Here is a 26,622-nt window from a genome sequence, read left to right as displayed (position 1 = left end):
AAGGTCAGATCGAGTAGACCGGAGGAATGGCAGACTCCATCCCTCACGTCCTCGTCCTCGGTGGCGGCTCGGCCGGCTACACGACCGTCAAGCAGCTCCAGAAGCACGCCGCGACCGTCCCGATGCGCATCACCCTCGTCGACCAGAACACGTACTACACGTACCTGCCGTTCCTGCCAGAGGTCGCCGGCGGTCACATCGCGCCGAAGGACGTCACGGTCGAGCTCCGCCGTGCGCTGCGCAAGACCCGGGTGATCCAGGGCAAGGTGACCGGGATCTCGTCCGCCGACAAGACCGTCTCGATCGCCACGGCCGGCGGCGACGACCGCACGCTCGGCTACGACCAGCTCGTCGTCGCGCTCGGCTCCGTCACGCGGACCTTCCCGACGCCCGGACTCGAAGAAGTCGGCGTCGGCTTCAAGAGCGTGGAAGAGGCGGCGTACGTCCGAGCGAAGCTGCTCGACAACATCGCGAAGGCCGCGGCGACCCGTGACGAGGACGAGCGTCGCCGGCTCCTGACCAGCATCTTCATCGGCGGCGGCTACACCGGCGTCGAGGCGATCGGTGAGCTGTTCGACGTCTCGCAGGCCGCGATCAAGACCTACCCGTCGCTCGCGGGGGAGCAGCCGCGCTGGGTGCTCATCGACGCGCTCGACCGCGTGGCACCGGAGGTCGGCCCCGAGCTGTCGAAGTGGACCCTCGAATCCCTCCGCGCCCGCGGCATCGACGTCCGCCTGAAGACCACGATGCCGAGCTGCGAGGGTGGTGTCGTGAAGCTCTCCGACGGTGACGAGTTCGCCACCGGTCTGCTCGTCTGGACCGCCGGCGTCAAGCCGAACCCGCTCCTCGACGCCTCCGACCTGCCGCGCGGGCCGAAGGGGCACCTCGCCGCCAACGCGAAGCTCCAGGTCGAGAACGAGGAGACGCACGAGGTCGTCCCGGGCGTCTGGGGTCTCGGCGACGTCGCGCAGGTCCCCGACCTCACCGCGGACAAGCAGCCGGCGTACTACCCGCCGAACGCCCAGAACGCCGTGCGCCAGGCCGTCGTGGCGGCGGACAACGTCGTCGCGACGATCACGGGCAAGCCGCTCGAGGAGTACCGCCACCCGTCGATCGGGACCGTCGCCTCGTACGGCGTCGGGAAGGGTGCCGCGAACATCAAGGGCATCAAGATGACGAACCTCCTCGCGTGGCTCGCACACCGGGCGTACCACGTCTACGCGATGCCGACCCTGAACCGCAAGGCGCGCATCGTGATCGGCTGGGTGACCGGCGCGGTCTCCGGTCGCGATGCGACCTCGCTCATCAAGGAGACCGACCCGCGCCGCGCCTTCGTGGACGCGACGAAGTAGCGCGCGACTGCCTGACCGACGGGAGGCCCGGTGCCAGCTGGCACCGGGCCTCCCGTCCGTCTGCTGCGCTCCCGCTCCCGACTCGGAACGACCACGCCGTTGTCGTACGACAGCGACCCTGTCGCTCCTTGCGGGCGCAACAGTTGCATGCGCGCGGTTGCGACGTACCCGTTGTCGTACCACAGCGACCCTGTCGCCCTTTGCGGACGCAACGACTGGTACGGCGGGAGCAAACGGGCGCGCAAAAACGAACGGCCCACCCGAAGGTGAGCCGTTCGCCGCGTGTCTCAACACTGCGTGTCCGAGGGGGGACTTGAACCCCCACGCCCTAATACGGGCACTAGCACCTCAAGCTAGCGCGTCTACCAATTCCGCCACCCGGACAGGTGTTCGTTTCAGTTGTCGGCCGCTCCGGCGGGTTTCCCCGGCGTTGCTGCCGGAGAAGACATTAGCACGGCTGTGAACGCACGTTGAACACGGGCGCGCATCCCGGGCGCGTCCTCCGGTGACGGCGAGTTCCGGCGCGTCAGCGGTGCCCGATAGCGTTGGTGCATGACGACGGATCCCGCGGCCACCACGACCGAGCTCGAAACCACCGCGGCGATCGCCAGGGACCTCATCCGGATCGACACCACGAACTGGGGCGAAGGCCGTTCGAGGGGCGAGACGGAAGCGGCGCACTACGTCGAAGCCAAGCTGCAGGAGCTCGGCGCGACGCCGCAGCTGTTCGAGTCGGAGCCCGACCGGGTGAGCGTCGTCGCACGCATCCCCGGGCGTGATCGCAGCAAGCCGGCGCTCGTCGTGCACGGCCACCTCGACGTCGTCCCGGCCGATCCCGCGAACTGGAGCGTCGACCCGTTCGGCGGCGTGGTCAAGGACGGCATGCTGTGGGGCCGCGGCGCGGTGGACATGAAGAACATGGACGCGATGATGCTCACCGCCCTCGGTGACGTGATCGCCGCGCAGGGGGCACCCGAGCGCGACCTCGTGATCGCGTACTTCGCGGACGAGGAAGCCGGGGGAGTCCTCGGCTCGCACCACGTCGTGTCCGAGCACCCCGAGGTGTTCGCCGGAGCGTCGGCCGCCATCAGCGAGGTCGGTGGCTACTCCATCACGCTCGGTGACCGCCGCGCCTACCTGCTGCAGACCGGCGAGAAGGCCCTGATGTGGATCAAGCTCGTCGCGAAGGGCACCGCGGCGCACGGCTCGCACGTCATCCGCGACAACGCCGTGACCAAACTCGCAGCGGCGGTCGCCCGGATCGGCAGCGAGGAGTGGCCAGTCCGGCTGTCCGCCACGACCGAGGCGATGATCGCCGAGGTTGCACGGTTCCTCGGCGTCGACCCCGCGGTGACCGGCCCGGACGAAGTGGCCCTCGCGACGGGATCGGCGTCCCGGTTCATCCACGCGGCGCTCCACACGACGTCGAACCCGACGGTGCTCCAGGCCGGGTACAAGCACAACGTCATCCCCGACGCCGCCGAGGCGCTCATCGACATCCGGTGCCTGCCCGGCGACGAAGAGACGGTCCTCGAGCGCGTGCGGGAGCTCGCCGGCGACGACGTCGAGGTCGTGATGTCCTTCCGCGACATCGGTCTCGAGCAGGACTTCGGCGGCCCGCTCGTGGACGCCGTCCGTGACGTCCTCGGCCGCCACGACCCGGGTGCGCCGGTGCTGCCGTACCTGCTGTCCGGCGGGACCGACAACAAGGCGCTGTCGACCCTCGGCATCGCGGGCTACGGCTTCGTACCGCTGCAACTACCGGCCGGCGTCGACTTCCCGGCGATGTTCCACGGTGTCGACGAGCGCGTGCCGCTGGACTCGCTCGCGTTCGGTCGTCGTGTCCTCGGGGACCTGCTCGCGTCGTATTGATATGCTGTCGGGTCGCCACCGGCGACCACGACCCGAAAGGCCGCGCCAGTGCACATCCTCGAGGCGATCTTCCTCGGCTTCGTGCAGGGACTGACCGAGTTCCTGCCCGTCTCCTCCAGCGCACACCTGCGCATCGTCGGACTCTTCCTGCCGGACGCGCAGGACCCGGGTGCCGCGTTCACCGCCGTGACGCAGCTCGGGACCGAGACCGCGGTGCTCATCTACTTCTGGCGGGACATCACGCGCATCGTCAAACGCTGGTTCGGGGCGCTCGGTGGCAGGGTTCCGCGCAATGACCCCGACGTGCGACTCGGCTGGCTCGTGATCATCGGCACGATCCCGATCGGCGTCGTCGGACTCCTGCTGCAACACTCCATCGAGACCACCTTCCGGTCGCTCTGGATCGTCGCGATCGTCCTCATCGTGTTCGGCATCGTCCTCGGTGTGCTCGACCGGGTCGGCCGCAAGGAACGCCGGATCGAGCACATGACCTTCGGCGGTGGGATCCTCATCGGCATCGCGCAGGTCCTCGCACTCGTTCCCGGTGTCTCGCGCTCCGGGGCCACCGTCTCGATGGGGCTCGCCCTCGGCTACACCCGTGCCGCAGCCGCGCGCTTCGCGTTCCTGCTCGCGATCCCGGCGGTCTTCCTGTCCGGCCTGTACGAGGCCGCGACCAGCCTCAGTGACACCGGCGCGCCGTTCGGCGTGGCCGACACGGTCATCGCGACCGTCGTGGCGTTCGTCGTCGGGTTCGTCGTGATCGCGGCGTTCATGAACTACATCAGCAAGCGCAGCTTCATGCCGTTCGTCTACTACCGCATCGCACTCGGTATTGTTCTCATCGTGTTGCTGTCGCTCGGAGTGATCCAGCCGTGAGGGCCTGGGAGGCCCCGTCCGTCCCCGACGTCGGCGGGACCGGACCCCGTCCGGTCGTGCACGACACGGCGACCGGGAAGCCCGTCGACCCGACCCGCGGTGACGACCGTGCGGCGCTGTACGTCTGCGGGATCACCCCGTACGACGCCACGCACCTGGGACACGCGGCGACGTACCTGGCGTTCGACACACTCGGCCGGGCCTGGCGCGACGCCGGACTCGACGTCGAGTACGCGCAGAACACCACCGACGTGGACGACCCGCTGCTCGAGCGGGCGACCCGTGACGGCGTCGACTGGCAGGAGCTCGCGGCGTCGCAGATCGACCTGTTCCGCCGGGACATGGAAGCCCTGCGCATCATGCCGCCCGACGACTACGTGGCCGTCACCGACGAGGTCGAGCGCATCGCCGAGGCCGTCGCGTTCCTGCAGGAGACCGGCTATGCCTACAGCGTGCCGACGCCCGACTCTGCCGGCGACGACCTCTACTTCGACGTGAACCGTCCGACCGAGTCCTGGGCGCTCGGCGACGAGAGCCGCATGGACCGCGAGACGATGCTGGCCCTGTCCGCCGAACGCGGCGGCGATCCCGACCGTGCCGGCAAGCGCGACCCGCTCGACCCGCTGCTCTGGCGGGCCGCCCGTGCGGGGGAGCCGCGCTGGGAGACCGTGCTCGGCGAGGGGCGCCCCGGCTGGCACATCGAGTGCAGCGTCATCGCCGGCGACCGGTTGGGGCTGCCGATCAGCGTGCAGGGCGGTGGCAGCGACCTCGTCTTCCCGCACCACGAGATGAGTGCTGGGCACGCTGCGGCGCTGGCGCACCAGCCGTTGGCGCACGCGTACGTGCACACCGGCATGATCGCGTACCAGGGCGAGAAGATCTCGAAGTCGCTCGGCAACCTGGTCACGGTCCGCGGCCTGCTCGACGACGGGGCCGATCCCCGTGCGATCCGGCTCGCGCTCCTCTCGCACCGGTACTCGGACGACTGGGAGTGGTTCGACGCCGAACTGTCGAGCGCCATCCGACGGCTCGCGGCCTGGGACTCCTGGGCGACGGCGGGCGCCGGGCACGCCGACGACGCCGACGACGTCATCGCGCGCATCCGAGCGCGCGTCGCCGACGACCTCGACACGCCGGGTGCGGTCGCGGCCGTCGACACCGCGGTCGCCGGCGGGACCCGGTGCACGCCCGAGCTCGTCGACCTGGTCGACGCCCTGCTCGGCATCCGCATCGCCTGACGCGCGCCCCGCTGTCGGCACCTGCCGACCGGCACCTGCCGACCGGCACCTGCCGACCGGCACCTGCCGACCGGCACCTGCCGACCGGCACCTGCCGACCGGCTGGTGCCGACCGGTCACAACACCCCGCTCACGTCTGCCGAGCGGCCACGATCCTTCGTTCCGGCCGCCCGCGAGCCACAGTTCGTGACCGGTCGGCGAGAGGCGGACGGGGTGTCGTGACCAGTCGGCGGGCGGCGGTCGGCGGGCGCGGCGCGGGATCCGGACGGGGCCCGAATCGGACGGGAGGCTCGGTGCCAGCTGGCACCGTCCCTCCAGGCTCGGCCGTCACCCCGCTGGCGCGGTGCGCCGGTACCGGCTGGTGGGGCCCACCTCCCGTCCGTCGTCGCGCGCTCCTACTGCGGCGGCTGCGGGGGCCGCCACGGGCCCTCGCCCGCCTGGCCGGGACCGTCCTTGCCGTCCTTGCGCTCCCGACGCCGCAGGTACTGCTCGAACTCCTGCGCGATGGCGTCACCCGACGCCTCGGGGGAGTCGACGGTGTCGCGCGCCTGCTCGAGCTGCTCGATGTACGACGCCATGTCCTCGTCATCGGAGGCCAGGGCGTCGATGCCCTCTTCCCACTGCGTCGCGTCGTCGAGGAGCGTGCCGCGGGGGACCGTGACGTCGGTGAGCTCCTCCATCTTGTCCAGGAGCGACAGCGTGGCCTTGGGCGACGGCGCGTTGTGCACGTAGTGCGGGACCGAGGCCCAGAGGGACAGCGTCGTGAGTCCGGCCTTGTCCATCGTGTCGGAGAGCACACCGAGGATGCCGGTGGGGCCCTCGTAGGACGACTTGTCGACGTCGAACGCGGCACGGACGCCGGCGTTCTCGCTCGACACGAACACCGAGATCGGACGGGTGTGCGGGACGTCCGCGAGCATGGCGCCGACGAACACCACCGCGTCGATGGAGTACACGTCGGCGAGGTCGATGATCTCGGCGCAGAACGCCCGCCACGTGCGGGACGGCTCCGGTCCGACGAGCACGAAGACGTCGCGCTCCGCCGGGGAACCCGCCGCGCCGATGACCGGGCGTCCGACGTCGCCGGGGCCGTGCAGCACGATGCGCGGCCACTGGATCCCGCGGACGCCGTTGTCGTCGCTGCCGACGGTCGGGCGGTTGAACTGGTAGTCGACGTACTGCTCCCCGTCGATCTCCCGCAGTTCGTCGAGCCCGAGTGCGTCGACGATCCGCCGGGCGAGGCCACTGGCGGCTTCCCCGGCGTCGTTCCAGCCCTCGAACGCGACGACCAGCAGGCGGCCGTCGTTGAAGGGGGAGTGCTGTGGCACGGAGCGGACCTCCTGGAGGTGGAGTGGAGCGGGTCGGCGCGGGAGGCGGACCGTCCACAGCCGACCGGACACGATCAGGCATCCACAATAGGCCCCAGGGCCTTCGGCGACCGCGTGCGCCGGTAGACTCGTCGCCCGTGACCGCGCATCCCCTCGCCCTCGTCCAGCCCGCAGCCGTGCTGTGGGACATGGACGGCACGATCATCGACACCGAGCCGATCTGGCAGCAGTCCCAAGTGGAGCTGACCGGTCGCTACGGCGCCGAGTGGACCCACGAGGACGGGCTCTCCTTGGTGGGGAGCGGCCTCGAGCGCTCGGGGGAGATCCTGCGGGACAAGGGCGTCGACATGGAGGTCGAGGAGATCGTCCAGTGGATGACCTCGTACGTCATGGAGCGGCTGGCGCACGACGACCTGCCGTGGCGACCCGGTGCGCGTGAGCTCATCGAGGAACTGCACGCCCGCGGCATCCCCACCGCGCTCGTGACGATGTCCCGCCGGAACATGGCGCTCGTCGCCGCTGACGCCCTGGCGGACCACCCGTTCCGGGTCGTCGTCGCCGGTGACGACGTCGAGCACCCGAAGCCCCATCCCGAGGCGTACCTGACCGCAGCCGCCCAGCTGGGCGTCGACGCCACCGCATGCGTCGCGATCGAGGACTCCGCCACCGGAGTCGCCGCGGCCGTCGCGTCGGGCGCGGTCACGATCGCCGTCGAACACATCGTGCCGCTGCCGGAGACGGCCGGCGACGTCTACCTGACGTCGCTCGCCGGTGTCGACGTGGACCGGCTCGTGGCGCTCACCTCGCCGGCGCTGGCCGCACGAGCCGGTGGGTCCGCCACCGACGCCGAGGAGGTCGCACGATGAACGCCGACCTCCCCGACACCACCGGACTGCCGCACACGACCGGCGGCACCCCGCACACCCCGCCGCGCGGCTCGTTCCGCGCGGGGGACCGCGTGCAGCTCACCGGCCCCAAGGGCAAGCTCACGACGCTGTCGCTCGAGCCCGGCGTGATCTACCACACGCACCGCGGCATGCTCGCGCACGACGACGTGATCGGGCAGCCGGACGGGTCCGTCATCACCGCGAGCTCGGGCGACGAGTACCTCGCGCTCCGGCCGCTGCTGAACGACTACGTCATGTCGATGCCGCGCGGTGCCGCGATCGTCTACCCGAAGGACGCCGCCCAGATCGTGGCGTTCGCCGACGTCTTCCCCGGGGCCCGCGTGGTCGAGGCCGGTGTCGGCTCCGGCGCGCTCTCGCTCTGGCTGCTCCGCGCGATCGGTCCGACCGGCCGCCTGCAGTCGTTCGAGCGTCGCGACGAGTTCGCCGAGATCGCCCGTGGGAACGTCGGCACCTTCCTCGGCGCCGTGCCGGACAACTGGAGCGTGACCGTCGGCGACCTCGTCGAGGAGCTCCCCGGTGCCACCGAACCCCAGAGCGTCGACCGCGTCGTGCTCGACATGCTCGCGCCGTGGGAGTGCGTCGACGCGGCCGCCGACGCGCTCGTGCCCGGCGGGCTGATCGTCTGCTACGTCGCGACCGTCACGCAGCTGAGCCGCACGGCGGAGGCGCTCCGCGACACCGGCCGGTTCACCGACCCCCAGTCGAGCGAGACGCTCGTGCGCACCTGGCACGTCGAGGGGCTCGCCGTCCGACCGGACCACCGCATGGTCGGACACACCGGGTTCCTCGTGACGGCACGCTGTCTGGCCGACGGTGTGGTCCTGCCGAACCTGAAGCGACGCGCAGGCAAGGCCGAGTTCTCCGACGAGGACGTCGAGGCCTGGACGCCGGGCGCCGTCGGCGAACGGTCCGCCAGCGACAAGAAGCTCCGCAAGGTGGCGCGCCAGGCGGCGGCACAGGCCCGGAAGGTCGCGGCCGCCGAAGCCGCGGACGCGGCAGGCGCCGGCGCGATGGACGCGTCCGATCCTGATGGAGACGACCGGTAGGCTACCGACCGTTGCCCGCCCCGCATCGAACGGAAAGAGGGTCCGTGCGCACCATCCCCGCACTCCTGGTCACCATCGGACTGGCCGCGTCGCTCACGGCGTGCGCGTCGAGCGGAGCCGGCACGACGCCGTCGAGCTGCAACGCTCCCGGTGCCGCGTCCGAGTCCGTCACCGCGTCGGGCGCGTTCGGCAAGGAGCCGAAGGTGTCGATCCCCGCGGGGCTCACCACGAAGGGCACCCAGGTCTCGGTCCTGAAGCAGGGCGACGGCCGCACGGTGGGGGACGGTACGCCGGTCCTCATCGAGTACACGCTCGTCGACGGCGCCACCGGGAAGGTCGCGCAGACCAGCGGGTACTCCGGCACGACCGCGCCGATCACCGCGGGTTCCTCGAACGCCGGTGCCCTCGGCAAGGCGCTCGAGTGCGCGAAGGTCGGCGACCGGCTCGCCGTGGCACTGCCGCAGAGTGCGCTGTCGAGCGGCGCGACCTCGACCAAGAAGACGGAGGACGCCGTCGTCGCGGTGATCGACGTCAAGCGGGCGTTCGACTCCCGCGCCACCGGGACCCCGCAGCTCGCGGGTGACCACATGCCCGCCGTCGTCCTGGCCCCGGACGGTGCCCCCGGCATCACGGTGCCGTCGTCCGCGGCCCCGTCCTCCGACGAGACCCACCTGCTCCGCAAGGGCCACGGCGAGGTGCTCACCGACAAGGACACCGCGGTCATCAAGTACACCGCCGTCACGTGGGGGAACGACTCCACGGTCGCCGGGTCGAGCTGGACCGACGGGACCGGCGCCCAGACCGTGCCGCTCGCCAAGGGGCAGGTCCAGGAAGGCGTGCGCAGCGCGCTCGTCGGCCGGAAGGTCGGCGACCAGGTGCTCGCGATCGTCCACCAGCAGGGTGTGGCCTACGCGTACGTCATCGACGTGCTCGGCTCGATGAAGTCCTGACCCGGATCCCGGTCCTGACGACGCTCGTCCGCTCTCCACGAACCCGCGCGCGGGTGCACTCCGGTGCCCCCGCGCTGCCGTAGGATCGGCTCGTGCCAGCCACCCGTGTGCCCCGCGTACCGGCGGAAGAACGCCTGTTCAGCCTCGTACTCGCGCTGCTGTCGACCGAGTCGGGCCTGACGAAGTCCGAGATCCTGACGAACGTCCAGGGCTACCGACAGCGGTTCACGGCCGGTGGTGACAACGCGTCGCTCGAGCGGCAGTTCGAACGCGACAAGGACGACGTCCGCGAACTCGGCATCCCGCTCGAGACCATCGAGACCCCCGGATCGTCCGGCAACAACCAGACCCTCCGGTACCGCATCCCGAAGGGCGAGTACGACCTGCCTCTCGACGTCCGGTTCACCCCGGACGAATCGGCGTTGCTGTCGCTCGCGGCGATGGCGTGGCGCGAAGGGGCCCTGTCGTCCGATTCGCGTCGAGCGCTCCTCAAGGTCCGTTCCGCCGGTGACGACGACGGCAGCGCCGGCGCGACCGGCATGGACGCGTACGCTCCGCGGCTCCGCGCGCGGGACGCCGCGTTCGAACCACTCCGTGCCGCGCTCGACCGCGCGGCAGCCGTCCGGTTCGACTACATCACCCCTGGTGAACACGAAGCACGACGGCGCGACGTCGCTCCGCTGGCGCTCGTGCAGCATGGTGGCCGGTGGATGCTCGCCGCACACGAACGCTCGACGGACTCCGACAAGAACTACCTGCTCTCGCGGATCGTCGGTCCCGTCACGACGTACGAGCCCGGTCGCCACCCGGCGCCCGCCGGTGCGGGGGAGCGGACGCTCGCGGAACTCGACCGGCTCTGGTCCGAGCGCACGGCGACGATCGCGGTCGTCCCCGGGTCGGATGCCGAACGCCGTCTCGGCCGTCGGCGGGACACCACCGCACAGGGCGACGGCGTCCTCGTGCTCCACTACGTCGACCCGCAGATCCTCGCCGAGGAACTCGCCGCCTTCGGCCCAGAGGTGCAGGTGCTCGAACCCGCGGACGTCCGCGACCGCGTGCTCGACCGTCTCCGCGGGCTCGTCGCTGACCACGGCGAAGTCGCCGACCACAGCGAAGAGGTGCTCCGTGGCTGAACCCCAGCCGCTCCAGGCGCAGGACAAGCTCGCGTTCCTGCTCGCACTGGTGCCGTACCTGATCGACCGCGAGCGGGTCTCCGTGGCCGAGGCCGCTCGGCACTTCGGCGTCCCGGAGACCAGGATCCGCCGCGCGGTCGAGCTCATCGCCGTGTCGGGGATCCCCGGCGAGACGATGCAGTACCAGCACGGCGACCTGTTCGACATCGCCTGGGACGACTTCGAGCAGAACGACATGATCGTGCTGACGAACCTCGTGGCGATCGACGACTCCCCGAGGCTCTCCGCACGAGAAGCATCTGCGCTCATCGCAGGGCTGCAGTACCTCTCCGCGCTGCCGGAAGCCGCCGACCGCGACGCCATCCGGGCGCTGATGGCGAAGCTCTCCCGCGGTGCTGGTGGAGCATCCGCGAACGTCGCCGTCGGCCAGGAGCGCCACGACGCCACGCTCGCCACCATCCGGCAGGCGATGTCCGACGGCCGTGGACTCGTGTTCGACTACGCCGGGCCGCGAACCCAGGGCAGCACGCGCTCGGTGGACCCGCTCCGCGTGGAGTCCATCGACACGGACTGGTACCTCCGCGCCTGGGACCTCGATCGTGCAGCACTCCGCACGTTCCGACTGGACCGGATGTCGGCCGTGCGCGTCGACGACCGCCAGGCGTCGCACTCGACGGACGACGTCACCATCCCCGACACGCTGTTCCAGCAGAGCGCGGACGACGTGATCGTGACCGTGGAGCTCGACGCCTCGTCGTTGCCGCTCGTGGCGGACTTCCTCGCGGACACCGCCGACGTGCCCGACGCCGATCGGCGCGTGCGCATCCGGCTCGCTGCGTCCGCGGGGTTCGACGGTGTGGTGCGTCTCGTCGCCGGCCTGCCGGGGCGGGCCGTCGTGCTCGACCCGCCCGCCGCGCGAGACGCCGTGCGCGCCTTCGCCGCGTCCGCGCTGCCCGCGTCCTGACGCGAGCGGCCCACGACGCGGGCGCGTGGCGACGCGGGGTGGGAGCGGACGCGCCCTGGTCGCGACCATCCACCGGACCGGAGGCTCGTTCCCGGCCCGCACCGTGCCTCCCGTCCGCCGACTGCCCACGGGACCCACAGCGGCCGCCGACCGCGGCGAGTGGTCGCGACACCCCGCGCACCGACCGCCCACCGGTCGCAAACCGTCGGTCGGTGATCCCGACGACGACGGACCTTGACCGGTCCGCGGATGCGAGCGGGGTGTCGTGACCACTCGCCCGAAGGTGCGCTGTGCGTTCGCACGTCGCGCCGCCGACCGAGGGCCGCGCTGCCGTAGGATCGACGCATGGCTTCGACGACCGCGCGCGGGCGAGAGAAGCGGCAGGGTCGCCGTCCGAAGGAACCCGAAGGCCGCATGTCCCTCGGGCAGCACCTCATCGAGCTGCGCAACCGCCTGTTCAAGGCCGTCCTCGCGGTCCTCGTCGGTGCGGTCGGCGGCTGGTTCCTGACTCCGTTCGTGCTCGACTCGCTGCGTGCCCCCGTGTCCCAGCTGGCGAAGGTCGGCGGGCACACCGCCGAGCTGAACTTCCCGATGATCACGGGCGCGTTCGACCTCAAGCTGCAGATCGCGATCACGATCGGCATCGTGATCGCGAGCCCGGTCTGGCTCTACCAGATCTGGGCGTTCATCGTCCCGGCGTTGGTCCGGCGCGAGAAGCAGTACGTGTGGGGCTTCCTCGGCACGGCGATCCCGCTGTTCTTCGCCGGGTGCTACTTCGGCTGGTACGTCCTGCCGCACATCGTCGGGATCCTCGGCAGCTTCGTGTCGAGCCAGGACACCTCCATCGTCGACGCGAAGGCCTACTACGACTTCGTCATCAAGCTCATCGTGGCCGTCGGCATCGCCTTCGTGCTGCCCGTGTTCCTGGTGCTGCTGAACTTCGTCGGCGTGCTCGAGGCGAAGTCGATCATCAAGTCCTGGCGCGTGGCCATCCTCTGCATCCTGGTCTTCTGCGCGATCGTGACCCCGAGCGCCGACGTCATCTCGATGTTCCTGCTCGCGATCCCGATGATGGTGCTCTACGTCGCCGCCTGCGTGGTGACCTGGCTGCACGACCGTCGTCTCGCGAAGCGCCAGGCCAAGCTCGACGCCGAGTACGGCCTGTGACGGACACCGGGCTGAGCGCGGCCGAGCGGTTCCAGGCCGCCCGCGTCCGGAGCCGGTCGCGCAACCTGGAGCTGTTCCGTGCGGACCTGCGGTTCGACCTGGACGCGTTCCAGTTCGCCGCGTGCGATGCGCTCGACCAGGGGCGGAGCGTGCTCGTCGCCGCCCCGACCGGCGCAGGCAAGACGATCGTCGCCGAGTTCGCGATCTGGCTGGCGATGCGGCAGCCGACGGCGAAGGTGTTCTACACGACGCCGATGAAGGCGCTGAGCAACCAGAAGTACGCGGAGCTCGTGGAGGCGTACGGGGAGTCCGAGGTGGGGCTCCTCACCGGCGACACGAACGTCAACCCCCGGGCACGGGTCGTCGTGATGACGACCGAGGTGCTCCGCAACATGATCTACGCGGACTCCGACCTGCTCGACGACCTGGCGTGGGTCGTCCTGGACGAGGTCCACTACCTCGCCGACCGGTTCCGGGGCGCGGTGTGGGAAGAGGTGATCCTGCACCTGCCGACCGAGGTCCGTCTGGTCTCGCTCAGCGCGACGGTGTCCAACGCCGAGGAGTTCGGCGACTGGCTGCAGACCGTCCGCGGCGACACCGACGTCATCGTGTCCGAGGACCGTCCGGTGCCCCTCGAGCAGCACGTGCTCGTCGGCAACAAGATGGTCGACCTCTTCGACTCGTCCGGTGCCGCGGCGACCAACCGCGTGAACCCCGAGCTGCTGCGTCTCGTCGGCGGTGGCTCGCGCAACGACAGTCGTGGCGGCCACCGCGGACGTCGGGGTCGTGGCGGGTACGTCGACCGCCGTGGCCCGCGCACCGAGAAGCTGCACCGCGAGCACATCGCCCGCATGCTGGACGAGCGGATGCTGCTCCCCGCGATCTTCTTCGTGTTCAGCCGCAACGGGTGCGACCAGGGTGTCCGGCAGGTCCTGCGGTCCGGCGTGTCCCTGACCACCCGCGAAGAGCGGAACGAGATCCGCGAGACCGCGGAGTACCACTGCCGGACGCTCCTCGACGAGGACCTCGCCGTCCTGGGGTACTGGGAGTGGCTCGAAGGCCTCGAGCGGGGCGTCGCTGCGCACCACGCCGGGCTCCTGCCCGCGTTCAAGGAAGTCGTCGAGGACCTCTTCCAGCGCAAGCTCCTCAAGGTCGTCTTCGCGACGGAGACCCTGGCGCTCGGGGTCAACATGCCGGCGCGCACGGTCGTCCTCGAGAAGCTCGAGAAGTTCAACGGCGAGGCCCGTGTGCCGATCACGCCGGGGGAGTACACGCAGCTCACGGGTCGAGCAGGCCGTCGGGGAATCGACGTCGAGGGGCACTCGGTCATCCAGTGGACCGACGGCCTCGAACCGCAGGCCGTCGCGTCGCTCGCCAGCCGTCGGACGTACCCGCTCAACTCCTCGTTCAAGCCGACGTACAACATGGCCGTGAACCTGATCGAGCAGTTCGGTCGACAGCGCACGCGTGAGGTCCTCGAGACGTCCTTCGCGCAGTTCCAGGCGGACCGCTCCGTCGTCGACCTCGCCAGGAAGGTGCGGTCGCAGCAGGAGTCGCTCGACGGCTACCAGCGGTCGATGGCGTGCCACCTCGGCGACTTCACCGAGTACGCGGCGCTGCGACGGCGGCTCTCGGACCTCGAACGCACGAGCGTCCCCGGCGGCCGCGAAGCCTCGCACGGCGCCCGCCAGGAACGCCAGTCCCAGATCACCGAGGTGCGGCGCGCCCTGCAGCGTCACCCGTGCCACGCCTGCCCCGACCGCGAAGCGCACGCCCGCTGGGCGGAGCGCTGGTACAAGCTCAAGCGCGTCAACGACAAGCTCGTGCAGCAGATCCGCTCCCGGACCGGCGCCGTCGCGACGACGTTCGACCGGGTGACCGACGTGCTCGTCCAGCTCGGGTACCTCGTGCCGAGCGGGAACGACGCGTCCGCCGGTCCTGACGGCGAGCTCACCGTCGCCGCCGGTGGTCGTCGCCTGCAGCGGATCTACGGCGAGCGGGACCTGCTCGTCGCCGAGTGCCTCGAGGCCGGGGTGTGGAAGGACCTCACGCCGGCACAGCTCGCCGCCATGGCCGCCACGATCGTCTACCAGCCCCGTCGGGAGGACGCCCCGGGGACCGAGCACGCACTGCCGCGCGGCGCCTTCCGCCCGGCGCTCGACGAGACCCTGACGATCTGGTCCCGCCTCGACGACGTGGAGCGCGACGCCCGGCTGTCCGGTTCGCAGCCGCCGACCCCCGCGATCGCCGTCGGCATGTTCCGGTGGGCGTCCGGCTCGGCGCTCGACGACGTCCTGCGGTCGCTCGACCTGGCAGCAGGTGACTTCGTCCGGTGGTGCAAGCAGGTCATCGACCTCCTCGACCAGATCAAGAACGCCGGCGACCCCGAGCTCGCCGAGACCGCCCGACGGGCGACGGACGCGGTCCGCCGCGGCATCGTCGCGTACGCGACGGTCTGACGGGAGGCCCGGTGCAGGTTCCCGAGACCGGTGTGCGTCCGCCGGTTGGTCGCGTCCCATCGAGACGCCGCGGTCCGTCCGAGACGCCGCCAATTCCCGCGGTGTGTGAAGGACTTGGCGGTGTCTCGAGGCCGTCGCCCTTCGCGGCGCTGCGGGTACGGATCGCGCTGCCGCTGGCGGTCATCGGGGGACTCCTGTTCGCACTGTCCTTCCCGTCGCCCGGGTGGTGGTTCCTCGCCTACCCCGCGGTGGCCTGTCTGCTGCTGTCCGCCATGGGACAGGGGTGGCGCCGTGCGGCATGGCTCGGCTACCTCGGGGGAGTCGCGTTCTGGATCCCGGCCATCTCGTGGGCCGGGCGCTACCTGGGGCCGGTCCCGTGGCTCGCGCTCGCGCTGTTCGAGGCGGCCATGTTCGCACTCGGCAGCGTCGCGATCGCCCTCGCGTACCGCTGGGTCGCGCGCGTCGTGCCCTCGACCGCCGGACGCGTGTGGGGCCTCCCGGCCGTGGTCGCCGCACTGTGGACCGGACGCGAGTGGTTCTCCGGGAGCTGGCCGTACGGGGGGTTCGCGTGGGGGCGGGTCGGGCTGTCGCAGTCCGAGAGCCCGTTCGCCCACCTCGTCGCGTACGTCGGCGTCCTCGGGTTGTCGTTCGTCGTCGTGTACTGCGTCGCCGTCGTCGTCTCCCTGGGACTCGTCGGGGGGATCCAGCTCCGGATGCGCGTCGCCGTCGCCGGACTCCTCGTGGCGGCGGTGCTCGCCGTCCCCGCCTGGCCGACAGCGACCGACGGGACGATCCGCATCGAGTCCGTGCAGGGGAACGGTCCCGCCGGGTACTTCGACCGGGCGGCGCCCGGGCAGGTCCTCGAGTCGCAGGTCGCCGCGACCGACGTGTCCGCGAAGGGCGTCGACCTCGTCGTCTGGCCGGAGGCGTCCGCGGAGTTCGACCCGCGCCAGCAGCCCGTGATCGCGAGCGCGCTGAACTCCGTCGTGCAGTCGGTCGGTGCCCCCATCGTCGCCGGCGCGATCACCCAGACACCGTCGGGTGTGCTCCACAACACGTCGTTCGTCTGGACCGCCGACGGATGGCAGTCGTCCTACGACAAGAAGCGCCCGGTGCCCTTCGGCGAGTACGTCCCGGACCGGTGGTTCTTCTCCAAGCTCGCGCCGTCGCTCATCGGACTGCTGCAGCGCGACTACACGCCGGGGACGAAGCCGAACGTGCTCGACGTCGCCGGGATCAAGGCGGGCATCGCGATCTGCTTCGACATCGTCGACGACGGGCTGACGCGGGACATGGCCCACGGCGGCGCGCAGGTGATCCTCGCGCAGACGAACAACGCCGACTTCTCCGGCACCGACGAGAACCTGCAGCAGCTCGAGATCGCGCGGATGCGGGCCATCGAGACCGGCCGGTCGCTCGTGAACATCTCGACCGTCGGCGCCTCGCAGGTGATCGACGCCTCCGGGCGGACGATCGACCGCGTGCCGGAGTACACCGCGACTTCGATGGTGACCGACGTCCCCCTCGGGACCTCCACGACGCCGGCCACCGTCGCGTCCGGACTGGTCGCGCTCGTCCTCTCGCTCGGCGGGCTCCTCGTCCTCATCGCCTGCGCCCCGTTCCACACGCCCCGCCGCCGCTGAGCGTCCGCCCGTCCCGCGGGCCCGCACTGGGAACCCACTGTGAATGCGGATGCTCCGGAACGAACCCGCGTGGGACAGTGTTGCAAGGGGGGAACGAGCGAGAGGAGTCCACCATGGCTGATCGGAGTCTCCGCGGCATGCGGCTCGGGAGCCAGAGCCTCCAGAGCGAAGAGGGCGTCGAGCTCTCTGACCGCAAGCGCGCGGTCTACCAGACCGACTCGGGCGAGACGTTCGACGTCGTGTTCTCTGCCGAGGCAGAGGTCCCGCAGAGCTGGGCCGACCCCAGGAGCGGACGCGAAGGGCGCCTGCTCGGCGACGACGGGGTGCCCGTCGAGGTCGCGGCAGAAGACGTCAAGGCGCCACGTACCCACTGGGACATGCTGCTCGAGCGGCGCTCCCGCGAAGAGCTCGAGGAACTGCTCCAGGAACGACTGCAGTTCCTGCGCGCCCGTCGCGGCGCCTGAGGCACTGGCGAACGACGAAGGCCCGCTCCCCGATGGGAGCGGGCCTTCGTCGTTCCGTCCTACTGCTGCGTGCGGTCGTCGCCGAGCTGCTCGCGCGTGGCCTCGGCCGCAGCGGCGAGCTTCTCGTCGACGCTGCGGTTCGACTCGGCGAGTCGCTCGTCGAGCACCGAGTCCGGGACGATGTCCGCCGCGGTCGCGTTCGGGTTCGCCGCAGCCGCGCCGCCCCCGGGCTCGGTCGCCGCCGTGTTGGCCAGGCTCTCGTTGGCCAGCTTGGAGATCTTCGCGAGGAAGTCGCTCCCACCCGCACCGCCGGCGGCAGGCGCTGCGCCCGAGCGGCTCGTGGTGAAGCCCTTGGCGATGCCGGACAGCGCCTCCGTGAACTCGCTCGGGATCATCCAGAGCTTGTTCGCGGTGCCCTCGGCGATCTTCGGCAGGGTCTGCAGGTACTGGTACGACAGCAGCTTCTCGTCCGGGTCGCCGGTGTGGATGGCGTCGAACACCGTCGCGATGGCCTGCGCCTCACCCTCGGCGCGGAGCACCTGGGCCTTGGCGTCACCCTCTGCGGCGAGGATCGCCGCCTGTCGCTGGCCCTCTGCCTCGAGGATCTGCGACTGCTTGGTGCCCTCGGCCTGCAGGATCGCTGCACGACGGCTGCGCTCCGCTCGGAGCTGCTGCTCCATGGCGTCCTGGATGGACACGGGCGGCTCGATGGCCTTGAGCTCCACGCGTCCGACGCGGATGCCCCACTTGCCGGTCGCCTCGTCCAGCACCACGCGGAGCTGGCCGTTGATGTTGTCGCGGCTGGTCAGTGCCTCTTCGAGGTTGAGCCCACCGACGACGTTGCGGAGCGTGGTGGTCGTCAGCTGCTCGACGGCGCCGAGGTAGTTCGCGATCTCGTAGGTGGCGGCGCGGGCGTCGGTGACCTGGAAGTACACGACGGTGTCGATCGAGACCACGAGGTTGTCCTCGGTGATCACCGGCTGCGGCGGGAACGACACGACCTGCTCGCGCATGTCGAGCAGCGGCCGGAGCCGGTCGATGAACGGCACCAGGAGGTTCAACCCCGGGTTGAGGGTCTTGTGGTACTTGCCGAGCCGCTCGACGATGCCCGCCGTGGCCTGGGGGACGATGCGGATCGCTTTGGCCAGGACGACGATCACGAAGATGACGATGACGACGATCAGTACGAGGAGCACGATCGTCCCGGGTTCGAGGGTCATGAAGCAGCCTTCTGTTGGATGCGGACGACGGCGGTCGAGCCCTCGATGGACTCGACGACGACGTGGGTGCCGAGCGGCGGAGTGCGATCGGGGGCGGCGACGTCGATGCGCGCGCTCCACGTCTCGCCGTTCGCCAGGCGGACCTGGCCGGGGGCGGTGGAGGTGAACGCGACGGCGACCGTGCCGGGCATGCCGACCAATCCCTCGACGCCGGTGCGGTGGGGGTCGGCGTTCCGGCCGAGCGCGACGAGGAGCCGGGGCCGGACGAGCGCGAGGAGCAGGAGCGCGACGGCCGCGGCGATGATGGCGGACAGCCACCACTCAGCGCCGATGAGCGCGGCGATCAAGCCGCCCGCTGCTCCGGCTGCGAGCATGATGAAGATGAAGTCGAGGGTGAACACCTCGACCACCCCCAACACCAGCACCAGAGCGATCCAGACGATGGTCTGGATCCAATCCGAGATGTTCACGCGATCTCCCTCCCTCGGTCGCGCGCGGCAGCGCTGCGTCGCGACGGCCGGTTCAAGTCCGTTCAACATATCAAACGACGTCTGACCGGGCGCACGGATTGGTAGGCTCGACCGGTCCCGATGCACGGTCACGAACTGGAGAACACCACTGTGAGCAGCCCCCTCGCCCCCGGATCCCTCGCCGGCAAGCGCGCCCTCGTCACCGGCTCGTCCCGCGGCATCGGTGCAGACACCGTCGGGTACCTGGCCGAGGCCGGGGCCAAGGTGGTCGTCAACTACCGGAACAAGGCCCGCCGCGCCGAGCAGATCGCCGAGGGCATCGTCGCCGCCGGGGGAGAGGCCCTCGCGGTCGGCGCCGACCTGACCGACCACGCCTCGGTGCAGGCGATGGTCGACACCGTGGTGCAGGCATGGGGCGGCATCGACCTCCTGGTGCTCAACGCCTCGGGTGGGATGGAGTCCGGCATGGGCGAGGACTACGCGCTCCGTCTGAACCGCGACGCGCAGGTCGACATGCTCCAGACCGCCGTGCCGCACATGGCCGCCGGCTCCCGCATCGTGTTCGTCACGAGCCACCAGGCCCACTTCGTCGAGACGGCCGAGACGCTGCCGGAGTACCTGCCCGTCGCGAAGAGCAAGCACGCCGGTGAGACCGCGCTCCGCGAGCTCCTCCCGCAGCTGGAGGCAGCCGGCATCGAGTTCGTCGTCGTCTCCGGCGACATGATCGAGGGCACGATCACGGCGACGCTCCTGAACCGCATCAACCCCGGTGCGATCGAGGAACGCCGCGGGGCCGTCGGCAAGCTCTACAGTGTGTCCGAGTTCGCCGCCGAGATCGCCCTCGCCGCGGTCGAGCCGATCCCCGCGGACAACACGCGCCTGGTCGGCGACGTCAGCGGCTTCACGGCCTGATCAGTCGGGGTAGCGTCGGCCGGGTGACTGCTGCACCCGGGCTCCGCCTGACCTCCCGCATCCTGCTGCTCGACGACGACGGTCGCGTGTTCCTGATGGACACGAACGCCCCGTCGTCCGACGGCTTCCATCGGTGGATCACGCCTGGTGGGGGAGTCGACCCGGGCGAGACGCACCGCGACGCCGCGATCCGGGAGCTCCGCGAGGAGACCGGCATCGTCATCACCGACCCGGGCGAACCGGTCTGGTCGTGGGACTTCGACGTCACGTGGGACCAGGCGGACCACGACCGCGGACACTCCGAGTTCTACGTCGTGCGGACCACCGGGTTCGTGCTGTCGAGCGACGAGTGGACCGACGACGAGCGGGTCGACATCCTCGGTTCCCGCTGGTGGACGGCCGACGAGCTCGACGCCACGGACGAGCCGTTCGAGCCCGCTGAGCTGCCCGACCTGGTCCGGCGGGTCACTCGCGGGGCGTGAGCACGCAGAACTCGTTGCCCTCGGGATCGGCCAGCACCACCCACGGCACGTCGCGCTGACCGACGTCGGCGAGCGTCGCGCCCCGGGCCACCAGGGCGTCGATCTCTGCCTGGTGCGAGTCGTCCGGCGCGGGTGCGAGGTCGATGTGGAGCCGGTTCTTCACGGTCTTGCCCTCCGGCACCGGCACGAAGACGAGCCCCTGCGGCTGGTGCTCGCGCGGCGTGCCCTCCGGGAGTTCGAGCGCGTGTTCCGGCGCGATCACGGCTTCGTCGTCGGACTCGTACACGACCGGCCACGCGAGCGTCTCACCCCACCACCGCGCGAGCGCGTGCGGGTCGTGGCTGTCGACGACGATCGAGTACCAGCGGAGTGCCATGGCGCCAGTATGGCCGTGGCCACCGACGCCGTCCGGACAGCGGTCCGGTCGGTACCCTGATCGGCATGCACACCAGCGACGCGTCGATCGCAGACAGCCACGACCGCATCCGTGTCCGTGGCGCGCGCGAGAACAACCTGCGCGACGTCGACGTGGACCTGCCGAAGCGTCGGCTGACGGTGTTCACGGGTGTGTCCGGCTCCGGCAAGAGCTCACTCGTGTTCGGCACCGTGGCGGCGGAATCCCAGCGGATGATCAACGAGACGTACAGCGTCTTCGTGCAGGGGTTCATGCCGACGCTCGGCCGTCCGGACGTCGACGTGCTCGACGGCCTGACCACTGCGATCGTCGTCGATCAAGAGCGCATCGGGGCCGATCCGCGCTCGACCGTCGGTACCGTGACGGACGCGAACGCGATGCTGCGCGTGCTGTTCAGCCGGCTCGGGCAGCCGCATGTCGGCGGGCCCAACGCGTTCTCGTTCAACCTGGCGACCGTGTCGGCCGGCGGAGCGATCACCGTCCAGAAGGGCACCGACGCGAAGGCCCAGAAGGTCAGCTTCAACCGGCTCGGCGGGATGTGCGCCCGCTGCGAGGGGCGGGGGAGCGTCAGCGACATCGACCTCACGCAGTTGTTCGACGACGCCAAGCCGCTGTCCGACGGCGCCCTCACGATCCCCGGCTACGGGACAGAGGGCTGGAACGTCCGGCTGTACGCCGAGTCGGGGTACTTCGACGCGGACAAGCCCATCCGGGACTTCACCGAGCAGGAGCGGCAGGACTTCCTCTACCGGGAGCCGACGAAGCGCAAGATCGCCGGCATCAACATGACGTACGAGGGCCTCGTGCTCCGCGTCCGACGGTCGTTCCTGCAGAAGGACCGCGAAGCGATGCAGCCGCACATCCGTGCGTTCGTCGACCGTGCCGTGACCTTCACCACCTGCCCGGACTGCGACGGAACGCGGCTCAACGAGGTCGCGCGGTCGTCGAGGATCGCCGGCGCGAGCATCGCCGACGTGTGTGCCATGCAGATCACCGACCTCGCAGCGTGGTTGTACCGCCTGGATGAGCCGTCGGTCGGACCGTTGCTCGACGGGCTCCGCGACGCCGTGGACTCCTTCGTCGAGATCGGCCTCGGGTACCTGTCGCTCGACCGGCACACCGGCACGCTGTCCGGCGGCGAGGGCCAGCGCGTGAAGATGGTGAAGCACCTCGGGTCCTCGCTCAGTGACGTCACCTACGTGTTCGACGAACCGAGCACCGGCCTGCACCCGCACGACATCGAGCGGATGAACGGGCTGCTGCTCCGGCTCCGCGACAAGGGCAACACGGTGCTCGTGGTGGAGCACAAGCCCGAGGTGATCCAGATCGCCGACCACGTGGTCGACCTCGGGCCCGGCGCGGGCACCGCGGGCGGGACGCTCTGCTACCAGGGACCGCTCGACGGACTCCGGGGGAGCGGCACCGTCACCGGGAACCACCTCGACGACCGGGTCTCGGTGAAGCCGTCGGTCCGGCAGCCGACGGGCGCGATCGAGATCCGCGGCGCCCACCGGCACAACCTGCAGGACGTCGACGTCGACGTGCCGCTCGGGGTGCTCACCGTCGTCACCGGGGTCGCGGGCTCCGGGAAGAGCACGCTCATCCACGGGTCGCTCTCGCCGTTGGACGACGTCGTCGCGATCGACCAGAGTGCCATCAAGGGCTCCAGGCGGAGCAACCCGGCGACCTACACCGGCATGCTCGAGCCGATCCGCAAGGCGTTCGCGAAGGCCAACGGCGTGAAGCCGGCGTTGTTCAGCGCCAACTCCGAGGGGGCGTGCCCGGCGTGCAACGGCGCCGGGGTGATCTACACCGACCTCGGGTTGATGGCCGGGGTCTCCACCACCTGCGCGGAGTGCGACGGCAAGCGCTTCGACCAGTCGGTGCTCGAGTACCGGTTCGGCGGGAAGGACATCAGCGAGGTGCTCGCGATGTCGGTCGCGGACGCCGCGGCCTTCTTCGCCGCAGGGGACACCCGCGTCGCCCCGGCCCGGGTGGTCCTCGAACGGCTCGTGGACGTCGGCCTCGGGTACCTGACGATCGGGCAGCCGCTCACCACGTTGTCCGGCGGCGAACGCCAGCGGCTCAAGCTCGCGACGCACCTGGGGGAGTCCGGCGGGATCATCGTCCTCGACGAGCCCACGACCGGCCTGCACCTGGCCGACGTCGAACAGCTCCTCGGCTTGCTCGACCGGCTCGTCGACTCGGGCAAGAGCGTCGTCGTGATCGAGCACCACCAGGCGGTGATGGCGCACGCGGACCGGATCATCGACCTCGGGCCCGGCGCGGGGCACGACGGTGGGCGAGTGGTGTTCGAGGGGACGCCGGCCGAGCTGGTCGCCGCGCGGTCCACGCTGACCGGGCAGCACTTGGCGGAGTACGTCGGGGGCTGAGCGGCCGGGTGCCGGTGCGTGCCGGTGAGTGTGAGCTCCACATCGAGTGCGCGGAAGTTGCGGGCTGGAAGGGGTTCCGGCCTCGTTTTCTGCGCACTCGATCGTCTGTGGTGACGGATCCCGACCGGTCGCGTGCGGTCGCGTGCAGGCTCCACATCGAGTGCGCGGAAGTTACGGGCGGAGTCGTGTTCCGGTCGCGCTTTCTGCGCATTCGCGCGGACGGCCAGGCCGACCACGGGCGGACTGGAGGCGCGGTGCCGGGAGCGAGCCGAGCCTCCAGTCCGGAAGGCGGCGGCTGACGGCCGTTCCAGCGTGGCGCGCGTACGGTCGCGACCATGAGTTACAGCCAGCCGGATCCGGCAGAAGAGACCACACAAGGCGGAGCGCCCGAGCAGCCCGACACCGAGCCCGAGGTGCTCGAGGAGTCGGGGGAGGAGAGCGCGGCGCTCGAGATCGACGCCGACGACGTCCCCACCGAGGACGGGGAGAAGTCGTAGGGCACGTCGTCAGACGGACACGGCGCGCTCGAACGGCGACGGGCAGCATCTCACGAGAAGTCGATGCTGCCCGTCGTCGTCTCGGACCGGTCGAGGCGGTGGCCAGCGGCGCCCTCGTTATGTCAGCTCACGGATGGCCACGAGTCGGCACAAGCTGAGGCGATGGGATCCCTGTCGCGACCGTCGGACTCATCGATCGGACACATCGTCCTACTCGCATGCAACGGCCCCTGCGAGCAACCTCATCGGGGCGGCCGGGCTCTTGGGCCGGGTGTCCACATAAGCGCCGATAATGCATATTATGTCAGCTCGTCCGTTCGCGGACGCTGCAGGACGAACCGGTCTCCCCGCTCGGACTCCGTGTAGACCAGCGCGCCGGGCGCGACCGACACCACGACGCCTCCAGCTTGTCCGGCGTGCTCGTCCAGGGCCGACCGGAGATCCTGGACGAACTCATTTCCGTCGACCGTGAACACCACACACGGTGTGTCCGCCGTCGCGCCGAGCGCTTCGAGCTGTCGCAACACCGCTTCGGGAGCCGGATCCGTTCCCGAGACGACCGGCAAGCGCCGATCGGTTCGGAACGGCTGTCGGAGTGCGACCTCGATCGCGAACTTCCGTCTGGCGGACACCGAGCCGCGGAGTCCGGCGAGCCGGGAGCGCCGGCCCGGTTCCACGAACGAGGTGATCAACGCCTCCGCATGGGCATCGATCTGCTCCGATGTCATCAAGACTCCCCTGGTGGTCCGTTGCACGTTCCGGTCTACCAGGAACGGCTCCGGGGTGCTGAAACTGGACGTGGTCGCGGACGGCGACGAGTTGGCTCGGTTGCAGTGCCGTCGTTCGACGGTCCTCGCCGACGAAAGGCACCTCATGCACCCCGTCAAGTACCTCAGCAGCATCGGTTTCCGCAGTGACTACGCCTACCTCGGAGCGTTCGTCTCGATCGCCCTCTCGCTGATCAGCTGGCTGTTCTCCCGCGGCAACAAGCACCACGACAAGGCACAGTCCGACCGATGGGGCATCTTCGTCGGCCACTGGGCGCCGACGTTCATGGCGCTCGGCGTCGCGCTGACCCTCGAAGAGCGGGACTGACACGACGGCGCGCCCCATCACATGCGTGTGATGGGGCGCGCGACCTGTCTGGGGTCCCGAGCGTGGGCTCAGAAGACCGCGACGGTCATCCCCACCGACGAGCTCGGTCCGTCCATGGCCTGGAGCGCGGCGGGCAGCTCCGAGAAGTCGATCGTCCGTCCGATGGACTCGTCCGGACGCAGTCGTCCGGCGACGACGTCGTCGAGCATCGCGGCGTACTCACCGACGGAGATGCCGTGGCTGCCGAGCAGCTCGAGTTCCTCGCCGATCACCCGGCCCATCGGGATCGCCGGCGCGGCCTCGTCGTCGAGGAGCAACCCGACCTGCACGTGCCGGCCCCGCGCGCGGAGTGACGCAACGGCAGCGACCGAGGTCGCGCGACTGCCGTAGGCGTCGACCGAGACGTGCGCTCCGCCGTCGGTCAGCTCCCGGACCCGCTCCACGGCCCGCTCCCCCGACGGCACGGTCGTCGCTCCGAGGGCCTCTGCGCGTGCGAGCGCACCGGGCGAGACGTCCACGGCGACGACGTGTGCACCTGCTGCGATCGCGATGATCACGGCCGACAGTCCGACACCGCCGCACCCGAACACCGCGACGTGCTCCCCCGCACGCAGGCGGCCGCGGGCGTGCAGCGCGTGGTACGCCGTCCCGAAGCGACACCCGAGTCCAGCGGCCTCGGCGAACCCGACGGCGTCGGGCAACGCCACGAGGTTCAGGTCGGCCTGCGGGACGACGAGCTCCTCGGCGAACGACCCGGGCAGGGTGAACCCCGGCTGCTCCTGCCGCGTGCAGACCTGGGTGGCGCTGTCCAGGCACTCCGGGCAGGTCCCACAGGCGAAGACGAACGGCGCGGTGACCCGGTCCCCCACCCGGTGGTCGCGGACCTCGGTTCCGGCCTCGACGACGACGCCCGCGAACTCGTGTCCGGGGACGTGCGGCAGCGTGACCGAGTCGTCGTGGCCGCGCCACGCGTGCCAGTCGCTCCGGCAGACGCCGGTCGCCGCGACCCGCACCACGACGCCGTGCGGCGGGCACGGTTCCCGATCCACGTCGACGATCGTCGGGGTGGCACCGAACTCCTGGTACATGACTGCGCGCACCGGATCATCATGGCAGGGACAGCAGCCAGAACGAGCGGACGAGGTGGGTGGTGACCGTGGGTGCACTGGTCCTGAAGATGTCGATGTCACTGGACGGGTTCACGAGCGGCGCGGACGGCTCTGACTGGATGTTCCGCGCGAGCACTCCGGACTCGGCGGCCTGGGTGACCGACACTGTCGCGAGCGCCGCGGTCCACGTCTTCGGTCGCCGGACGTTCGAGTCCATCGCCGGGTTCTGGTCGACCGCGACGATGCCCGTCGCGGAGGCGATGAACAGCGTCCAGAAGGTCGTGTTCACCCGGACCGGCTTCGACCCTCGCGCGCTCGAGGCCGCCGCGGTGTGGCGGGACGCGCGGGTCGCGGACGGGGACCTCGCCTCCGAGGTCACCCGCCTCAAGGCCGAGCGCGACGGGGTCGTGCTCGCGCAGGGTGGCACTACGTTCTGCCGGAGCCTCGTGCACGCCGACCTGGTCGACGAGTACCGGCTCGTGGTGTTGCCGGTCGCGCTCGGAGATGGGGACGCCCTCTTCGCCGGACTCCCCCGCGAGCTGGACCTCGAGCTCGTCAGCTCGACGACGTTCGTGGGCGGCGCGATGGCGAACGTCTACCGACCCCGGCGCTGACACCAGCCAACCGGC

At 70.6% G+C, this 26,622-nt stretch carries 25 protein-coding genes and 1 tRNA gene; 19 read left to right on the top strand and 7 right to left on the bottom strand.

Annotation, left to right across the window (positions count from 1 at the left end; translation table 11 throughout):
* Positions 1 to 26: 26 nt before the first annotated feature.
* Entirely contained in the window at positions 27 to 1,352 is a 1,326-nt protein-coding gene (locus ACIPJ2_RS10520; protein ID WP_402728776.1) for an NAD(P)/FAD-dependent oxidoreductase, read from the top strand.
* A gap of 298 nt (positions 1,353 to 1,650) precedes the next feature.
* Here ACIPJ2_RS10520 and ACIPJ2_RS10515 read toward each other — a convergent pair.
* A tRNA-Leu gene (locus tag ACIPJ2_RS10515) sits at positions 1,651 to 1,736 on the bottom strand.
* A 168-nt stretch (positions 1,737 to 1,904) separates the two neighbouring features.
* Between ACIPJ2_RS10515 and ACIPJ2_RS10510 the strand changes: the two genes are divergently transcribed.
* Genes ACIPJ2_RS10510 through mshC form a run of 3 tightly spaced genes read left to right on the top strand, consistent with a single transcriptional unit; the run spans position 1,905 to position 5,338 of the window.
* A complete protein-coding gene (locus ACIPJ2_RS10510) occupies positions 1,905 to 3,224 on the top strand; it encodes a M20/M25/M40 family metallo-hydrolase (protein WP_402728775.1) in 1,320 nt (439 codons plus the stop codon).
* Between the two features lie 48 nt (positions 3,225 to 3,272).
* Entirely contained in the window at positions 3,273 to 4,100 is an 828-nt protein-coding gene (locus tag ACIPJ2_RS10505) for an undecaprenyl-diphosphate phosphatase (protein WP_402728774.1), read from the top strand.
* The gene (gene mshC, locus ACIPJ2_RS10500) at positions 4,097 to 5,338 is read left to right on the top strand and encodes a cysteine--1-D-myo-inosityl 2-amino-2-deoxy-alpha-D-glucopyranoside ligase (protein WP_402728773.1); all 1,242 of its coding nucleotides are present in this window, start codon (positions 4,097 to 4,099) and stop codon (positions 5,336 to 5,338) included. The genes ACIPJ2_RS10505 and mshC overlap by 4 nt, the downstream gene beginning before the upstream one ends.
* Before the next feature lie 395 nt (positions 5,339 to 5,733).
* Here the strand turns inward: mshC and ACIPJ2_RS10495 are convergent, their stop codons facing one another.
* Positions 5,734 to 6,666, bottom strand: a complete 933-nt coding sequence (locus ACIPJ2_RS10495; protein ID WP_402728772.1) for a PAC2 family protein — start codon at positions 6,664 to 6,666, stop codon at positions 5,734 to 5,736.
* Between the two features lie 137 nt (positions 6,667 to 6,803).
* Between ACIPJ2_RS10495 and ACIPJ2_RS10490 the strand changes: the two genes are divergently transcribed.
* The 9 genes from ACIPJ2_RS10490 (at position 6,804) to ACIPJ2_RS10450 (ending at position 17,400) form a co-directional block, all read left to right on the top strand.
* A complete protein-coding gene (locus ACIPJ2_RS10490) occupies positions 6,804 to 7,532 on the top strand; it encodes an HAD family hydrolase (protein WP_402728771.1) in 729 nt (242 codons plus the stop codon).
* Entirely contained in the window at positions 7,529 to 8,620 is a 1,092-nt protein-coding gene (locus tag ACIPJ2_RS10485; RefSeq protein ID WP_402728770.1) for a tRNA (adenine-N1)-methyltransferase, read from the top strand. Before ACIPJ2_RS10490 ends, ACIPJ2_RS10485 begins: the two co-directional genes overlap by 4 nt.
* A gap of 44 nt (positions 8,621 to 8,664) precedes the next feature.
* Positions 8,665 to 9,570: an FKBP-type peptidyl-prolyl cis-trans isomerase gene (locus ACIPJ2_RS10480; RefSeq protein ID WP_402728769.1), complete on the top strand. Its 906-nt coding sequence runs from the start codon at positions 8,665 to 8,667 to the stop codon at positions 9,568 to 9,570.
* Positions 9,571 to 9,662: 92 nt separating this feature from the next.
* Positions 9,663 to 10,703 carry a helix-turn-helix transcriptional regulator gene (locus ACIPJ2_RS10475; RefSeq protein WP_402728768.1) on the top strand — a complete coding sequence of 347 codons (1,041 nt, stop codon included), beginning with the start codon at positions 9,663 to 9,665 and terminating at the stop codon, positions 10,701 to 10,703.
* The gene (locus ACIPJ2_RS10470; RefSeq protein ID WP_281264603.1) at positions 10,696 to 11,667 is read left to right on the top strand and encodes a YafY family protein; all 972 of its coding nucleotides are present in this window, start codon (positions 10,696 to 10,698) and stop codon (positions 11,665 to 11,667) included. Before ACIPJ2_RS10475 ends, ACIPJ2_RS10470 begins: the two co-directional genes overlap by 8 nt.
* A 414-nt stretch (positions 11,668 to 12,081) precedes the next feature.
* Positions 12,082 to 12,834 carry a twin-arginine translocase subunit TatC gene (tatC, locus tag ACIPJ2_RS10465; protein WP_281267580.1) on the top strand — a complete coding sequence of 251 codons (753 nt, stop codon included), beginning with the start codon at positions 12,082 to 12,084 and terminating at the stop codon, positions 12,832 to 12,834.
* On the top strand, positions 12,831 to 15,293 hold the full coding sequence (locus ACIPJ2_RS10460) for a DEAD/DEAH box helicase (RefSeq protein ID WP_402728767.1): 2,463 nt from the start codon (positions 12,831 to 12,833) through the stop codon (positions 15,291 to 15,293). The genes tatC and ACIPJ2_RS10460 overlap by 4 nt, the downstream gene beginning before the upstream one ends.
* 101 nt (positions 15,294 to 15,394) lie before the next feature.
* The gene (gene lnt, locus ACIPJ2_RS10455; protein WP_402728766.1) at positions 15,395 to 16,936 is read left to right on the top strand and encodes an apolipoprotein N-acyltransferase; all 1,542 of its coding nucleotides are present in this window, start codon (positions 15,395 to 15,397) and stop codon (positions 16,934 to 16,936) included.
* 113 nt (positions 16,937 to 17,049) lie between these two features.
* Positions 17,050 to 17,400, top strand: a complete 351-nt coding sequence (locus tag ACIPJ2_RS10450) for an RNA polymerase-binding protein RbpA (RefSeq protein ID WP_281264600.1) — start codon at positions 17,050 to 17,052, stop codon at positions 17,398 to 17,400.
* Positions 17,401 to 17,459: 59 nt separating this feature from the next.
* Here the strand turns inward: ACIPJ2_RS10450 and ACIPJ2_RS10445 are convergent, their stop codons facing one another.
* Positions 17,460 to 18,620, bottom strand: a complete 1,161-nt coding sequence (locus ACIPJ2_RS10445) for an SPFH domain-containing protein (protein ID WP_402728765.1) — start codon at positions 18,618 to 18,620, stop codon at positions 17,460 to 17,462.
* Positions 18,617 to 19,090: an NfeD family protein gene (locus ACIPJ2_RS10440; protein WP_402728764.1), complete on the bottom strand. Its 474-nt coding sequence runs from the start codon at positions 19,088 to 19,090 to the stop codon at positions 18,617 to 18,619. The genes ACIPJ2_RS10445 and ACIPJ2_RS10440 overlap by 4 nt, the downstream gene beginning before the upstream one ends.
* Positions 19,091 to 19,240: 150 nt before the next feature.
* On the opposite strand from ACIPJ2_RS10440, the gene ACIPJ2_RS10435 reads away from it, so the two are divergent.
* Complete coding sequence (locus tag ACIPJ2_RS10435) at positions 19,241 to 20,002, top strand: SDR family oxidoreductase (RefSeq protein ID WP_402728763.1); 762 nt, start codon at positions 19,241 to 19,243, stop codon at positions 20,000 to 20,002.
* Positions 20,003 to 20,025: 23 nt separating this feature from the next.
* On the top strand, positions 20,026 to 20,484 hold the full coding sequence (locus ACIPJ2_RS10430) for an NUDIX hydrolase (RefSeq protein ID WP_402728762.1): 459 nt from the start codon (positions 20,026 to 20,028) through the stop codon (positions 20,482 to 20,484).
* Here ACIPJ2_RS10430 and ACIPJ2_RS10425 read toward each other — a convergent pair.
* Positions 20,468 to 20,860, bottom strand: coding sequence for a VOC family protein (locus ACIPJ2_RS10425; protein ID WP_402728761.1), 393 nt, complete (start codon positions 20,858 to 20,860; stop codon positions 20,468 to 20,470). The two genes, ACIPJ2_RS10430 and ACIPJ2_RS10425, sit on opposite strands and share 17 nt — an antisense overlap.
* A gap of 65 nt (positions 20,861 to 20,925) precedes the next feature.
* Between ACIPJ2_RS10425 and ACIPJ2_RS10420 the strand changes: the two genes are divergently transcribed.
* On the top strand, positions 20,926 to 23,292 hold the full coding sequence (locus tag ACIPJ2_RS10420) for an ATP-binding cassette domain-containing protein (RefSeq protein ID WP_402728760.1): 2,367 nt from the start codon (positions 20,926 to 20,928) through the stop codon (positions 23,290 to 23,292).
* Positions 23,293 to 23,627: 335 nt separating this feature from the next.
* A complete protein-coding gene (locus tag ACIPJ2_RS10415) occupies positions 23,628 to 23,789 on the top strand; it encodes a hypothetical protein (protein ID WP_281264593.1) in 162 nt (53 codons plus the stop codon).
* A 299-nt stretch (positions 23,790 to 24,088) separates the two neighbouring features.
* Here ACIPJ2_RS10415 and ACIPJ2_RS10410 read toward each other — a convergent pair whose 3' ends face one another.
* Positions 24,089 to 24,517 (bottom strand): hypothetical protein, encoded by a 429-nt coding sequence (locus tag ACIPJ2_RS10410; RefSeq protein WP_402728759.1) that lies wholly within the window; start codon positions 24,515 to 24,517, stop codon positions 24,089 to 24,091.
* A gap of 55 nt (positions 24,518 to 24,572) precedes the next feature.
* Between ACIPJ2_RS10410 and ACIPJ2_RS10405 the strand changes: the two genes are divergently transcribed.
* Positions 24,573 to 24,884 carry a hypothetical protein gene (locus tag ACIPJ2_RS10405; protein WP_402728758.1) on the top strand — a complete coding sequence of 104 codons (312 nt, stop codon included), beginning with the start codon at positions 24,573 to 24,575 and terminating at the stop codon, positions 24,882 to 24,884.
* A 68-nt stretch (positions 24,885 to 24,952) separates the two neighbouring features.
* Here the strand turns inward: ACIPJ2_RS10405 and ACIPJ2_RS10400 are convergent, their stop codons facing one another.
* A complete protein-coding gene (locus ACIPJ2_RS10400) occupies positions 24,953 to 25,984 on the bottom strand; it encodes an alcohol dehydrogenase catalytic domain-containing protein (RefSeq protein ID WP_402728757.1) in 1,032 nt (343 codons plus the stop codon).
* Between the two features lie 50 nt (positions 25,985 to 26,034).
* Here ACIPJ2_RS10400 and ACIPJ2_RS10395 point away from each other — a divergent pair, with 50 nt between their 5' ends.
* A complete protein-coding gene (locus ACIPJ2_RS10395; RefSeq protein WP_402728756.1) occupies positions 26,035 to 26,607 on the top strand; it encodes a dihydrofolate reductase family protein in 573 nt (190 codons plus the stop codon).
* Positions 26,608 to 26,622: the final 15 nt, after the last annotated feature.

This window comes from Curtobacterium sp. NPDC090217, from assembly GCF_044746705.1.
In the GTDB taxonomy this organism is placed as follows: domain Bacteria; phylum Actinomycetota; class Actinomycetes; order Actinomycetales; family Microbacteriaceae; genus Curtobacterium.
The sequence above is the reverse complement of the archived record's forward strand: the minus strand, read 5'-3'. Positions and strand labels throughout refer to the sequence as shown.